Source organism: Luteibacter sp. PvP120 (assembly GCF_054055715.1).
The window spans coordinates 38,561-51,179 of record NZ_JBSRXP010000007.1 but is presented as its reverse complement, the minus strand read 5'-3'; the positions used below and the strand labels follow the sequence as shown (position 1 = coordinate 51,179).

At 67.7% G+C, this 12,619-nt stretch carries 12 protein-coding genes; 7 read left to right on the top strand and 5 right to left on the bottom strand.

Features of this window, described 5'->3' with window-relative positions; genetic code table 11:
* Positions 1–59: 59 nt before the first annotated feature.
* The 3 genes from dcp to bioD form a co-directional block, all read right to left on the bottom strand.
* Positions 60–2,252, bottom strand: coding sequence for a peptidyl-dipeptidase Dcp (gene dcp, locus ACVKN3_RS14735; protein WP_354516112.1), 2,193 nt, complete (start codon positions 2,250–2,252; stop codon positions 60–62).
* An 84-nt stretch (positions 2,253–2,336) separates the two neighbouring features.
* Complete coding sequence (locus ACVKN3_RS14730; RefSeq protein ID WP_354516114.1) at positions 2,337–2,672, bottom strand: hypothetical protein; 336 nt, start codon at positions 2,670–2,672, stop codon at positions 2,337–2,339.
* 35 nt (positions 2,673–2,707) lie between these two features.
* Complete coding sequence (bioD, locus tag ACVKN3_RS14725) at positions 2,708–3,379, bottom strand: dethiobiotin synthase (RefSeq protein WP_354516116.1); 672 nt, start codon at positions 3,377–3,379, stop codon at positions 2,708–2,710.
* Positions 3,380–3,453: 74 nt separating this feature from the next.
* On the opposite strand from bioD, the gene ACVKN3_RS14720 reads away from it, so the two are divergent.
* The gene (locus ACVKN3_RS14720) at positions 3,454–3,942 is read left to right on the top strand and encodes a GAF domain-containing protein (protein ID WP_036139327.1); all 489 of its coding nucleotides are present in this window, start codon (positions 3,454–3,456) and stop codon (positions 3,940–3,942) included.
* Positions 3,943–3,961: 19 nt separating this feature from the next.
* Here the strand turns inward: ACVKN3_RS14720 and yihA are convergent, their stop codons facing one another.
* Positions 3,962–4,609, bottom strand: coding sequence for a ribosome biogenesis GTP-binding protein YihA/YsxC (gene yihA, locus ACVKN3_RS14715; RefSeq protein WP_285402830.1), 648 nt, complete (start codon positions 4,607–4,609; stop codon positions 3,962–3,964).
* Positions 4,610–4,778: 169 nt separating this feature from the next.
* Between yihA and ACVKN3_RS14710 the strand changes: the two genes are divergently transcribed.
* The 5 genes from ACVKN3_RS14710 to ACVKN3_RS14690 all read left to right on the top strand — a co-directional run bounded on the left by ACVKN3_RS14710 (position 4,779) and on the right by ACVKN3_RS14690 (position 8,511).
* Positions 4,779–5,582 (top strand): c-type cytochrome, encoded by an 804-nt coding sequence (locus ACVKN3_RS14710; RefSeq protein WP_354516118.1) that lies wholly within the window; start codon positions 4,779–4,781, stop codon positions 5,580–5,582.
* A gap of 81 nt (positions 5,583–5,663) precedes the next feature.
* Complete coding sequence (locus tag ACVKN3_RS14705; RefSeq protein ID WP_354516120.1) at positions 5,664–6,539, top strand: thiol:disulfide interchange protein DsbA/DsbL; 876 nt, start codon at positions 5,664–5,666, stop codon at positions 6,537–6,539.
* A 30-nt stretch (positions 6,540–6,569) separates the two neighbouring features.
* Positions 6,570–7,223, top strand: a complete 654-nt coding sequence (locus ACVKN3_RS14700) for a thiol:disulfide interchange protein DsbA/DsbL (protein WP_285402824.1) — start codon at positions 6,570–6,572, stop codon at positions 7,221–7,223.
* 87 nt (positions 7,224–7,310) lie between these two features.
* Positions 7,311–8,123, top strand: a complete 813-nt coding sequence (locus tag ACVKN3_RS14695; RefSeq protein WP_285402823.1) for an endonuclease/exonuclease/phosphatase family protein — start codon at positions 7,311–7,313, stop codon at positions 8,121–8,123.
* A gap of 7 nt (positions 8,124–8,130) precedes the next feature.
* Complete coding sequence (locus ACVKN3_RS14690) at positions 8,131–8,511, top strand: hypothetical protein (RefSeq protein WP_354516123.1); 381 nt, start codon at positions 8,131–8,133, stop codon at positions 8,509–8,511.
* Between the two features lie 180 nt (positions 8,512–8,691).
* Here ACVKN3_RS14690 and ACVKN3_RS14685 read toward each other — a convergent pair whose 3' ends face one another.
* A complete protein-coding gene (locus tag ACVKN3_RS14685) occupies positions 8,692–10,344 on the bottom strand; it encodes a glycoside hydrolase family 17 protein (RefSeq protein ID WP_354516125.1) in 1,653 nt (550 codons plus the stop codon).
* 152 nt (positions 10,345–10,496) lie between these two features.
* On the opposite strand from ACVKN3_RS14685, the gene ACVKN3_RS14680 reads away from it, so the two are divergent.
* Positions 10,497–12,602: a transglycosylase SLT domain-containing protein gene (locus ACVKN3_RS14680; RefSeq protein WP_354516127.1), complete on the top strand. Its 2,106-nt coding sequence runs from the start codon at positions 10,497–10,499 to the stop codon at positions 12,600–12,602.
* Positions 12,603–12,619 lie beyond the last annotated feature (17 nt).

The window sequence follows — 12,619 nt, the reverse complement described above, 5'->3', positions numbered from 1 at the left end:
GTGAAGCCTGACCCACGACTGACGGTGGCGCTCCCATGACGGAGCGCCACCGCGGCGACTTACTTCAGTCCGCGATCCTGCAGCATCGGTTCGATCGACGGCTCTTTGCCACGGAAGTCGCGGTAGAGCTTGCCGAGTTCCTCGGTGTTGCCACGCGAGAGGATCTTGTCGCGGAAGATCTGGCCGTTTTCGCGGGTCAGGCCGCCGTGCTCCTTGAACCACTCGAAGGCATCCGAGTCGAGCATCTGCGTCCACAGGTAGGCGTAGTAACCGGCCGCATATCCGTTGCCCCAGATGTGCTGGAAATAGCTGGACCGATAGCGCGGTGGGACCTGCGCCAGGGTGAAGCCGGCCTTCTTCAACGCGGCCGCCTCGAACTGGTCGACGTCCTGCTTCTTGTCGCTGGCCGGCAGCATGTGCCACTGCATGTCGAGCAAGGCGGCCGAGATCAGCTCGCTCATGGCGTAGCCCTGGTTGAAGCTCTTGGCTTTCTTGATCTTCTCGACGAGTTCCGCCGGCATGGCCGCGCCGGTCTGGTAGTGCTTGGCGTAGTTGGCGAAGACCTTGGGATCGGAGGCCCACTGCTCGTTGAACTGCGAGGGGAACTCGACGAAGTCGCGCGGGGTGTTGGCGCCCGAGAGTGACGGGTACTGCGAGTCGGCGAACATGCCGTGCAGGGCGTGGCCGAACTCGTGGAACATCGTGGTCACGTCGTCGAACGACAGCAGCGCCGGCTGGCCCGCCGCCGGCTTGGTGAAGTTGGCCACGTTGTAGACCACGGGCTTGTCGCCGAACAGCCTGGACTGGTCGACGAGGTTGCTCATCCAGGCGCCGCCATTTTTGTTGTCACGCTTGAAGTAGTCGCAGTAGAACAGCGCCATCGAGGTGCCGTCCTTGTCGAACACCTCGAACACCCGCATGTCAGGCTGCCAGGTGGGAATGTCCTTGCGTTCCTTGAAGGTGATGCCGTAGAGCTGGTTGGCGGCGTAGAACACGCCGTTCTGCAGCACGTTGTCCAGTTCGAAGTACGGCTTGACCTGCGCTTCGTCCAGGTCGTACTTCGCCTTGCGAACCTTCTCGGCGTAGTGGTCCCAGTCCCACGCCTGCACCTGGAATCCACCCTTCTCCTTGTCGATCACATCCTGGATGTCCTTCGACTCCAGCCGGGCGCGAGCGACCGCGGCCGGCGCCAGGCGCTCCATGAATTTCTCGGCCGCCGCGGGCGTCTTCGCCATCTGGTCGTCGAGGCGCCAGGCGGCGTAATTGGGGAAACCCAGCAACCTGGCCTGCTCGGCGCGCACCTGCGCGATGCGCGTGATCGTGTCGCGCGTGTCGTTGGCGTCGCCATGTTCGGCGCGCTCCCACGATGCCTTGAACAGCTTCTCGCGCGTGGCGCGATCGTTCATGCCCTGGAGCGCCGGCTGCTGCGTGGTGTTCTGCAGCGTGACCACGTACTTGCCGTCCAGCTTGCGATCCTTCGCGGCATCCGCCGCCGCGGCGATGTCACCGTCCGACAGACCGTCCAGCGACTGCTTGTCGTCGACCACGAGCGCACCGGCCTTGTTGGCGGCCAGCAGCATGTTGGTGAAGCGGGTGCCGAGGGTGGATTCTTCCTTGTTGAGTTCCTTGAGCCGGGTCTTGTCGGTTTCCGACAGCTTCGCACCCGCATGCACGAAATTCTTGTAGGTCACCTCGAGCAGGCGTGCCGATTCGGGATCGAGCTTGAGCGATGCGCGCTTGTCGTAAAGCGACTGCACCCGCTTGAACAGCTTGTCGTTGAGATAGATGGCATCGCTGTGCGCGGCCAGTTCGGGCGAGAGGTTTTCCTCGGCCTTTTGCAACGTGTCGTTGGTGTTGGCGCCCGTCAGCGCGTTGAATGCGTTCTGCGCACGCTTGAGCAGCACGCCGGATTTCTCGAACGCCACGATGGTGTTGTCGAAGGTGGGCTCGTCGGTCGCATCGGCGATCGCGTTTACCTCGGCCAGTTGCTGCTTCATGCCCTCTTCGATCGCCGGCTGGAAGTCGCCATCGGCAATCTTGTCGAACGGGGGCGCATGGAACGGCAGCGTGCTGGCGACCAGCAGCGGGTTCTCATGCGGGACGGGTGCAGCAGCCGTGGCCGCCGCGGCGGGACTCGACGGTGCCGTGCCTGCGGGTGCTGGCGTGGCGGCCTTGTCGGCGTCGCCGGACGAGGAACAGGCGGCGGTGAGGGCGATCGAAATGGCGATCACGAGGCTACGGACCTTCGGCATGGCGGGATGTCCCCTGCGGTGAGCAAAACGCCGACTCTAGCGGTGCAGGGCCGGCGGGGACAACCGCCATGGACCGTGGACGGCTCAGCGGGTATCGCGAAGCTCCCAGCTCGAGCCGATCAGCAGGTTGAGCCGGTGCTTCACCAGTCGCATGGGCAGCGAGGTGGTCAACTGGATATCCGTACGGTCGTTCGACAGCTCGCCGGACGCGGAGGCCGCCCCGTCCACCGCGCCGAGGCTCGGATCGACCTCGTCGGGATCGGGCTGCTTGGCGCGCCAGCGCTGGAACAGGTCGTCACCGCGCATGGCCGCGGCGATGTCGGCGGCGAGCTTGTCGGGGCCGATGCCCTGGAACGACAGCTCGGGGTCCGGGCCCTTGGCCCGGCTCATGTCTTTTACCGAAAGGTAGTAGGTGGTCATGCCGCCTTGTTACGTCCGTACGCGTGAAGCCGCCGTCAGCCCAGCAGCGAAAGGTCGAGAAGGTTGGCCGCATCCACCGGGGCGATGCGGTAGGGGAGCACGCCCAGGCACGGGGCCGGCAGGTAATCGCGCAGCGTGCCGATGTTTTCCTCCAGCAACGGCATCGTCGGTTCGATGATGTTGGCGATCCAGCCGGCGAGGCGGCAGCCATCGGCAGCGATGGCCCGGGCGCTGAGCCGGGCATGGTTGATGCAGCCCAGGCGGATGCCGACCACCAGCACCACGGGCAGGTTCCAGCGACGGGGAAAATCCTCCGCGGAGAGGCCCGCGCCAAGCGGCACCAGCCAGCCGCCGACGCCCTCGACCACCACCCGCTCGTAGTCCACGCCGAGTGCCGCGAACGCGTCGTCCAGCGGCGGCCAGGTCACCTGGCGACCGCTGCGGGCCGCGGCGAGGTGCGGGGCTACCGCGTCCTCGAAGGCGAGTGGGTTGACGAGCGTGTACGGCGGCGGTGGCCAGCTGGCGGCTTGCAGGTCCAGGGCATCCTGGTTACGCAGGCCCTCCCGCGTGCGCCCGGATCCGCTGGCCACGGGCTTCATCCCGGCGACCCGTTCGCCGGCCTGGCGGAACGCGTGCACCAGGGTCTGGGCGGCGTGCGTCTTGCCGATGCCGGTATCGGTACCGGCGACGAAGAGATGTCGCGACATGCGTGGGCGGCCTTGCGGGAGCGATGGCATGGCACCATACACGGCTTCCTATGACGAAATGAACGGGAACCGCCATGTTCGAAGCCAAGGCCATCGCCACCGGGGACAAGGCCGCGCTTTACGCGGAACTGCTGCAACAGGCCCAGGGCCTGATGCACGGCGAGACGAACGTGATCGCCAACGCCGCCAACTTCGCCGCGCTGGTCTACGACGCCGTGCCGGAACTCAACTGGGCGGGGTTCTACCTCTACGACGGCAGCGAACTGGTGGTCGGGCCTTTCCAGGGCAAACCGGCGTGCATCCGCATCGCGCTGGGACGCGGCGTCTGCGGCACGGCGGCACAGACGCTGCAGACCCAGGTGGTGCGCGACGTCCACGACTTCGACGGCCACATCGCCTGCGATGCCGCCTCCAATTCGGAAATCGTGGTGCCGCTGACGAAAGCCGACGGCAGCCTGTTCGGCGTGTGGGACGTGGACAGCCCCCGCGTGGCCCGTTTCGACGACGAGGACAGGAAGGGCATGGAGGCGCTGTGCCGCGCCTTCATGGCCACACTGGGCTAGCCGGCGGGCGCGGGCGCGCCTAGACCAGTTCGTGCGGGCGCGGCGTCGCCAGCAGTTCCATGACGCGGGCGCGCGCCTCCTCGATACCGGTCTTGGCCGGCGACGAGAACACCTGCGCGGTGCCGCGCACGTTGTTGGTCCGGAAATCCTTGCGCAGGGCCTCCAGGGCGGCCGAGGCCTGCCCGCGGGAAAGCTTGTCGGCCTTGGTCATCAACACATGGCAGGGCAGGTCGGTAGCCGCGCAGAACGCGAGCATCGTCCGGTCGAAATCCTTCAGCTCGTGGCGGATGTCCACGATCAGCACGATGCCTCGCAGGCTGCGGCGCATCTTCAGGTAGGCATCGATCTCGCCACGCCAGTGCATGCGCATGGCTTCGGGCACCTTGGCGTAGCCGTAGCCCGGCAGGTCGACCAGCCGCGCATCCACCGGCGCCTCGCCCTCAATCTTCAGCGGGGCCAGGTCGAACACCACCATCAACTGGGTGCGCCCCGGTGTCTTGGACGTCCGGGCCAGGCCGTTGTGGCCGGTCAGCGCGTTGAGCGCGCTCGACTTGCCGGCGTTGGACCGGCCGGCGAACGCCACCTCGGCACCCTGGTCGTAGGGCAACTGGGTGATTTCGTTGGCGGCCAGCACGAAGCGGGCACTGTTGAGGGGGTTCGAGGACATGTGCGGCTGGCCGGAAGGCGGGGATCGACGGTCGGGCAGTGTATGCGATACCGCGCGCAGCCGCGCGCCGACGCGGTTTGACCGGGCTCTCCCGCGCCCCCCATAATCTTTTGATCGCGGCGCGCTGGGGAGCTCGCCCGACTCGGAAGCATCCCTCCTGGAGAGACGTATGAAGTTTCGGCACGCCGCCGCTGCCATCACCGCGATGCTCGTCATGAATTTCGCCACGGCCCAGACGGCCGCGCCCGCGAAGGCGGCGACCGCGCCGGCGCCGGCCAGCACCGCGGCCAAGCCCGGCGCCAATCCCGCCACCGATCCGGCCACCCCGGGGATGCCCACGACCGAGACCACCACCGCTCCCGTCGGCGGCACCACCGCCGCGGTCAAGCCCGGCGACGCCGCCACCGGCCAGGGCAAGGCCGCCGCCTGCGGCGCCTGCCACGGACTGGACGGCAACTCCAGCGATCCGCAATACCCGCGCCTCGCCGGGCAGAGCGAGCAATACATCGCCGCGCAGCTGGCCGATTTCAAATCCGGCAAGCGCATGAACCCGATCATGATGGGCTTCGCCCAGCCGCTCAGCGAGCAGGACATGCATGACATCGGTGCCTACTTCGCTACCAAGGCATCCCTACCGGGCGTAGCAGATCAGGCCTATGTGGATAAGGGCCAGACCCTCTACCGCCAGGGCGATGTCACCCGCGGCATCCCGGCCTGCATGGCCTGCCACGGTCCGGACGGCGGCGGCAATCCCGGCGCCCGCTACCCACAGCTGACCAGCCAGCACGCGAAGTACATCGAGTCGCGGCTGAAGGCCTGGCACGACGGCAACGCGCAGAGCGACGACCCCCACGCACGCATCATGATCACCATCGCCCAGAAGCTGGACGACAAGGATATCGCCGCCGTGGCCAGCTACATCGAGGGCCTGCACACGAACGAACCGACGCAGGCCGCACCCACGACGCCCTGATGGCGTTAAAGTTGGACGATCGAACGGGCCCCTTCGGGCCCGTTCTCGTTCTCGAAGGTAAGAAAAGGAACCCCGATGCGTATGCGCCTTCCCCTCCTCTGCGTGGCACTGCTGGGCCTTGCCGCCTGCGGCTCCGGCAACCAAGACGCCGCTTCCACGCCCCCGCCAGCCACCTCGGCCACCGCGGCGCCGGCCGCCACCGCACCGGTGACGCCGCCAGCCAGCGCCACCTCGACAGCGGCGAGCACGCCCGCCACCGCAGGTAGCAGCGCGGCGGCGGCCCCCGTGCCCGCCGCGGAAGCGGACGACAAGCGCCCCGCCCCCAAGCCCTTCGTCGACGATGGCAAATGGGTCGAGGGCAAACAGTACTTCCGCATCGACCCGGCACAGCCGACCAGCACGCCGGGCAAGATCGAAGTCACGGAGGTGTTCTCGTACGGCTGCCCCGCCTGCTTCCAGTTCCACGGCATCGTCGACCAGATGGTCAGGGACCTGCCCCGCGGCACGGTCATGACGTACACGCCGGCATCGTTCCGCCCGGACGAGAACTGGCCGCTGCTGCAGCGCGCCTATCTCACCGCGCAGGCCTTCGGCGTGGACAACCAGAGCCACGACGCGATGTTCGACGCCGTGTTCAAGAGCGGCGAGCTCGGCATCATGGACCAGCAGACCAACAAGCCCAAGGCGCAGTCGGCCTGGCCGACCATCGACGACGTGGCGAAGTTCTACGCGAAGTACGGCGTGAAGCCGGAGGAATTCGTCGCCACGGCCAATTCCTTCACCATCAACACGAAGATGAAGCGCGCCGATGAACTGATCCGCGCCTATGAGGTCGATAGCACGCCGACCATCGTGGTGAACGGAAAGTACCGCTTCACGGCCGCGACGGCCGGTGGCTATCCCCAGTCGATCGAGCTGGTGCAGTGGCTCATCAGCAAGGAAGCCGCGGGCAAGTAACCGCGTTCCCGACCCTTTACGGAGATCTCCATGTTCAAGCGTTTATCGCTCCTTTTCGTGGGCCTGGCCCTCACTGCCGCGTGCAGCGCCAAACCGGCCGACCCCGCCGCCGCGGCCAGCTACACCGACGGCACGCAGTACGTCACCATCGCCAAGCCGCAACGCCTGGATCCGAAGGACGGCAAGGTCGAAGTCGTCGAGGTGTTCTCGTACGGGTGCGTGCATTGCGCGCATTACGAATCCTATGCCGAGGATCTGCAGAAGCAGCTGCCCAAGGGTGTGGTGTTCCGTGTCATCCCGGCGGCATTCAACGACGCCTGGCTGCCGTATGCGCAGGCCTACTACGCGGCGAAGCAGCTCGGCGTGGCCGAGAAGGCCCACGCGGCCTTGTTCAAGGCGATCCATACGGACCATTACCCCGTTCGCACCATCGACGAGCTGGCCGACTGGTACGCGCAGAACTACGGCGTGGACAAGGCGAAGTTCATCCAGCTGGCCACCAAGGACGACACCATCCACCAGCGCATCCTCGCCGATAGCAAACTGATCCAGGCATGGGGCATCGACGGCACGCCCACGGTCGTTGTGGACGGCAAATACCGCAGTGCGCAGATCAAGGACTTCGACGAGCTCAACGGCGTCACGAAGTACCTGGTCGACAAGGAACTCAAGGGCGGCAAGTAAGCCCCGCGCCCACCCGATGCCCCCCGTTCACATGGCGGGGGGCATCCTCTGGCGCTACCGCCGGACGAGACCCAAAAGCACCCGCACATGACCCGCTTTACGCCGCCCCCCGTCATCGCTCCGGAACGCACCCTGCGCCTGCTGAGCTGCAACATCCTCGCCGGCGCCAGCGTCCAGCGTTACAGCGATTACGTCACGCGCAGTGTCAACGCGGTGCTGCCTGCACGCTCCAAGCTCGACAACCTCGATTCGCTCGCCCAGCTCCTGCACGAATTCGACGTGGTCGGACTGCAGGAAGCCGATGCGGGAAGCCTGCGTTCCGGCTTCCTCAACCAGACCCGTTACATCGCCGAAGCCGCCGGCATGCCTTACTGGAGCCACCAGCCCAACCGGCCGATGGCACGCGTGGCGCATTCGGCCAATGGCCTGCTGAGCCGGATCGAGCCCAGCGAGGTCATCGACTACCCGCTGCCCGGTCGCATCAAGGGTCGCGGCGCGCTGTTCGTGCGCTTCGGCACAGGCACCGACGCGCTGGTGGTGGTCATCGCGCACCTGTCGCTCGGCGCGGCAGCGCGCATGGGCCAGCTTGGATTCATCGCCGAACTGCTGGCACCGTTTCCCCACGCGGTACTCATGGGCGATCTCAACACCGAGCCTACGTCGCCCGAAATGCGTCGGCTGTTCGAGAAGACCGCGCTGCAGCCGCCCGCGGTCAGCACGCCCACCTTCCCCAGCTGGAAACCGCGCCGCGCGCTGGACCACATCCTGACCTCCGCGGACATCGCGCTGGACCGGACATGGACATTGCCCCGCGCCTTCTCCGATCATCTGCCGCTTGCCGCTGAAATCCGCCTGCCGCTCGCGCTGGCCGAGGCCGCCGGCGCCCTGCCCACGAGATAACTCCCTCATGAAGTCCAGCCTGCGCGCCGCCCTGCCCTGGGTCGTCATCGTCCTCGTCGCGCTCGGCGCCACCGTGTTGCGCTACGGCTTCATCGAACCCGCCGACGCGGCGCATGCCTGCGACGGTGCCGACGGCCCCTGGTGGTGCGCTACGCGCAACCTCATCGTGCAGGGCTTCCTGACCTACGCCTACGGCTACGCCGCCGTGCTGATGGCCCTGGTCGCCCTGTTCTGGCGCAGCACGGTATCCGCCGTGCTCGCCGCGTCGCTGGGCGTCATCGCCCTGCAGCTGTACTGCTACGAAGGCGGCGCCCTGGCGCTTCTGATCGGCGCCCTGCGCCTGGTCCGCGTGCAATACGACCGCACCCTCCCCGCCCCGGCAAATTAGGGCCATGCAGGAGCGCACGATGTGCGCGATAGGCCGACGCGCAGGAGCGCACGATGTGCGCGAAAAGCCACGCGTAGGAGCGCACGATGTGCGCGAAAAGCCACGCGTAGGAGCGCACGATGTGCGCGAAAAGCCAACGAAGCGGCGAAGAGGCATCCCCATCGCGCACATCGTGCGCTCCTACACGTTGGTATCGGGCTCGGGCAGGCGCGCGCGGCGCCAGGCGCTCAGCACCGGTAGCGCCATCGCCAGGTTGAGTACCAGCCAGCCCCACGACACGGCGTTCGCGCCCTGCTCCTGGACCACGACGGCCACCGCCAGCAGCGGCAACCACACGGCCAGCAAGCGTTCCTCCACCAGGGGCATCAGCGTGTCGTTGCGCGTGCGCAGCACGCCGAGCACGAGGAACCCGATGCACGGCAGCGCGAACAGGCCGATGGGAAAGTCGCGGTAGCGTCCGTTGAACACCAGCAGGATGCCGTAGAGCGTGAGGACGAACATCCAGAAGAAACGCTGCGGCGTGAATGCGTCGGACCAGGCGATGCCGAGGCGCCGACGCTCCACGGGGCGCGGCGCTACCGCGGCAGGATCCACCGGCGAGGCCAAGCGCGCCGCGATGGTTCGCGACAGCGACACGGCGGTGAGCAGCGCCAGCAAACCGATGACGATGCCGACCGTCCACTCCACGTCGTTGCGCGCGGCGAACGACAGCAGCCGCAAGTGGGCGGCCAGCGCGGTGCCCGTGGCGAAGCCGGCGAACGCGAGCGCCGCCCAGCCCGATACCCCCCGCCAGCGGCGACGTACCGCACCCGCCGCCACGAAGACCAGCGCCATCAAACCACCCGCGGCGATGGCCCACGTCCAGCGCGGCTCTTCGACGATGGGGCCCTGCATGGCGAACTTGGGTTCGGCATCCGCGTCGAAAATGCCCCAGTAGCCGCCCACCGTGCCTTCCAGGTCGCGCTTCCACGGCTGGTCGAAGGCCTCGATGACGTTGTACGGCATGTCCACCGTCGCCGCGTAGTTCAGGAATTCGCGCATGTAGCGCGCTTCGTTGACCAGGCTGGCGTTGGCGTCGCGACGCGTGCGGCCCTCGCTGGGCCAGCCGGTCTCGCCGATCATGATGGCCTTGCCCGGAAACTCACGCTTCATCTTCTGGTACACGTCCGCGACATGGCGCACCGCGTCCTCGGGCGCCACCGGCTGGTCTTCCCAGTACGGCAGGATGTGGATGGTGAGGTAATCCGTCGCCTTGGCCAGCGCGGGATGCTTCTGCCAGAACTCCCACACGTCGGCGTAGGTCACCGGAACGTCCGTGGCCTTGTTCACCCGCGCGATGTAGCCGGCCAGTTCCTTCTCCGACAGTTCGCCGCGTAGCAGCACCTCGTTACCCACCACGATGCCGCGCAGGCTGTCGTGATCGCGCCGCGCCGCCGCAAGACCCAGCTGGATCTCTCGCTCGTTCGCGGCCGGATCGCGACCCAGCCAGATGCCCATCAGCACCTTCATGCCGTAGCGGCCCGCAAGATCGGGAACAGCCCCCAGGCCCTGGCCCATCGAATACGTACGTACGCAATCGAAACGCGTGGACAACGCCTTGAGGTCGGCGTCGATGCGCTCGGGGGGAATGAACGCATGGATGTCGAACGGCGTTTCGCCCTTCAGGCGGAACGGCGCGTAGGACACACAGGCAATCTTGGCCGTCGGTGAGTCCGGCAGGGCGATCGGGCGGCCGAGGACGAACCAGTACCCCGCACCGAGGACGACGGCCAGGGCAAGGATGAGCCAGGCGAAGGGTCGCGCCAGGCGCGCATGGGAGAGATGGGGCGGCATGCCGTTCCAGTTGCCAGAGCGTAAAGGAGGAAACCGTCCAAGCTTAGCGGACCCGCACGGGCCGGAGCGATGCCTCCCGTGCGCAGCGTTCATCAAGCCTGCGCACCCGCTTCGCTTACAATCGTCGTGTAAGCACCCGTGAAGGAATCCCGATGGTCTTCGCCCCGAAGGCACTACGACGCAGCGTCCGCTCGTTCCGCCTCATGGCCGGTCTCGCCCTTGCCGCCTGTGGCCTCGCCGTCACGCTGGGCGCTTCGGCCGAGGGTACCGACGCCGAGCGCGCGCGTTTTCGCCAGGCCTATGCCGTCGCCCAGCAGGGCGGCGACGCGTGGCGTGCCCAGGCCGGCGGCCTCGAACACTATGCCTTGTTCCCCTACCTCGAGGCAGCCGCCCTCGAGCACGACCTGCGCACCCTCGATCGCGCACGCGTCGAGGCTTACCTCAATGCCAATCGCGGGCTGATCCCCGCAAGCGACCTTCGCCGCGATTTCCTCACCGAACTCGCCCGCCGCAAGGACTGGGCCACCTTCACCGCGATGTACCAGCCGGGGCTCGGCGACGCGCTGAGCTGCTTCGCCCTCCAGGCCAAGCTGTCCCGTGGCGAGCCGCTGGTGTTCGCGACCGACCTGGCGGACCTGTGGAAGAAGGCCAGCCTGCCCGACGCCTGCGACCCGGTGCTCGGTGCGGCGCACGACCAGGGCCTGCTGACGCCGGATCGCCTGTGGACACGCATCCAGACCGCGGCCGAGGCGGGCAAGGGCGGCACTGTCGCCGCTCTGGCCGGCTGGCTGCCGGCCGACGATGCCGCGGCGGCCCAGCGCATCGCCAAGGCACTGAACGATCCCAATGGCGCGCTGCGCGACGCGGCCACGTGGCCCGACACGCCGCGCGGCCGCCAGGCCGTGACGCTTGCCCTGCAGCGCATGGCGCGCAAGCAGTCCACCGTGGCCGACAGCGCCTGGACCACCCTGGCCCCCCGCTTCGCCCTGAGCGAGCAACAGAAGGGTGCCGTCCTCAACGCCCTCGCGCTGTTCCACGCCACCGACTTCGACGAATCCGCGCTGGACCGGCTGGCGGCGCTGCCGGCGGGTGCCCAGACCGACGCGACACGCGAATGGCGGGTGCGCGTCGCGCTGGCCAGGCAGGACTGGCCGGCGGCGCTGACCGCCCTCGATGCCCTGTCGCCCGCGCAGAAAGACGACGGCGAGTGGCGTTATTTCCGGGCACTGGTGCTGGGGCGGTTGAACCGGCAGGCGGAAGCGCGGGCTATCTACCAGAACGTGGCACAGGAGGCGACGTACTTCGGCTTCCTCGCCGCCGACCGGCTCGATGCGTCCTATGCGATCTGTCCGGCCTCCATGGCCACCGACGAGCGTCGCGAGGCCTCGCTGCTGGCGGAGCCGGGCCTGGACCGCGCGTTCGAACTCTACGCCGTGGGCATGCAGAAGTACGCCCGCCGCGAGTGGACGGCCGCGCTGGCCGGACGCGATGCCGACACCCAGCGACTCGCCGTGGACCTGGCCTTCCGCAAGGGCTGGTACGACCGCGCGGTGTTCGCGCTGTCGTCCGGCGATGCCCTGCGCCTGTACGAGCAGCGCTTTCCGCTGGCACGCCAGGACGGCGTGGTCGAGCAGGCCAGCCAGGCGGGCATCGAAGCACCCTGGGCCTACGCGATCATCCGCGCCGAGAGCGCATGGATGACCGATGCACGCTCGGGCGCCGACGCGCGCGGGCTCATGCAGCTGCTGCCCGGCACGGCTTCGCTGGTGGCCAAGCGCAACGGCCTGGCATGGAACGGGGGCGACAGCCTCTACGAGCCCACCACCAACATCATCCTCGGCACGCGCTACCTCGCCCAGATGGCGGCGCGCTACAACGGTGCGCCGTGGCTGGCCAGCGCCGCGTACAACGCGGGGCCGAACAAGGTCGACCAGTGGGTGAGCGCGCGCGGCACGCTTGACCCCGACCTGTTCGTCGCCAGCATTCCTTACAAGGAAACCCGCGAATACGTCGCTCGCGTCATGGCCTTCGCCGTGATCTACGACTGGCGCCTGACCGGCAATGCCCTGCCGATCGGCTCGCGCATGACCCGCTTCGGCACGTCTTATTCGCTTCCGTCGGCAGGTGCCGTCCGCAAGACGGTGGCCTGCCCGGCGCCCGCCGTGACCCGCCCCACGCCACCGACAGCTCCCGCCGTCTCACAGCCGGCACCCGCCGAGGCGACATCCGCCCCGGCCCCTCAGGAACCCCAGAGCTGATCCGCTTGGCGTCGAGC

Bases quoted from the DNA above. Each gene is read 5' to 3' on its own strand.
- dcp (WP_354516112.1), bottom strand. From the start codon at position 2,252: ATGCCGAAGGTCCGTAGCCTCGTGATCGCCATTTCGATCGCCCTCACC.
- ACVKN3_RS14730 (WP_354516114.1), bottom strand. From the start codon at position 2,672: ATGACCACCTACTACCTTTCGGTAAAAGACATGAGCCGGGCCAAGGGC.
- bioD (WP_354516116.1), bottom strand. From the start codon at position 3,379: ATGTCGCGACATCTCTTCGTCGCCGGTACCGATACCGGCATCGGCAAG.
- ACVKN3_RS14720 (WP_036139327.1), top strand. From the start codon at position 3,454: ATGTTCGAAGCCAAGGCCATCGCCACCGGGGACAAGGCCGCGCTTTAC.
- yihA (WP_285402830.1), bottom strand. From the start codon at position 4,609: ATGTCCTCGAACCCCCTCAACAGTGCCCGCTTCGTGCTGGCCGCCAAC.
- ACVKN3_RS14710 (WP_354516118.1), top strand. From the start codon at position 4,779: ATGAAGTTTCGGCACGCCGCCGCTGCCATCACCGCGATGCTCGTCATG.
- ACVKN3_RS14705 (WP_354516120.1), top strand. From the start codon at position 5,664: ATGCGCCTTCCCCTCCTCTGCGTGGCACTGCTGGGCCTTGCCGCCTGC.
- ACVKN3_RS14700 (WP_285402824.1), top strand. From the start codon at position 6,570: ATGTTCAAGCGTTTATCGCTCCTTTTCGTGGGCCTGGCCCTCACTGCC.
- ACVKN3_RS14695 (WP_285402823.1), top strand. From the start codon at position 7,311: ATGACCCGCTTTACGCCGCCCCCCGTCATCGCTCCGGAACGCACCCTG.
- ACVKN3_RS14690 (WP_354516123.1), top strand. From the start codon at position 8,131: ATGAAGTCCAGCCTGCGCGCCGCCCTGCCCTGGGTCGTCATCGTCCTC.
- ACVKN3_RS14685 (WP_354516125.1), bottom strand. From the start codon at position 10,344: ATGCCGCCCCATCTCTCCCATGCGCGCCTGGCGCGACCCTTCGCCTGG.
- ACVKN3_RS14680 (WP_354516127.1), top strand. From the start codon at position 10,497: ATGGTCTTCGCCCCGAAGGCACTACGACGCAGCGTCCGCTCGTTCCGC.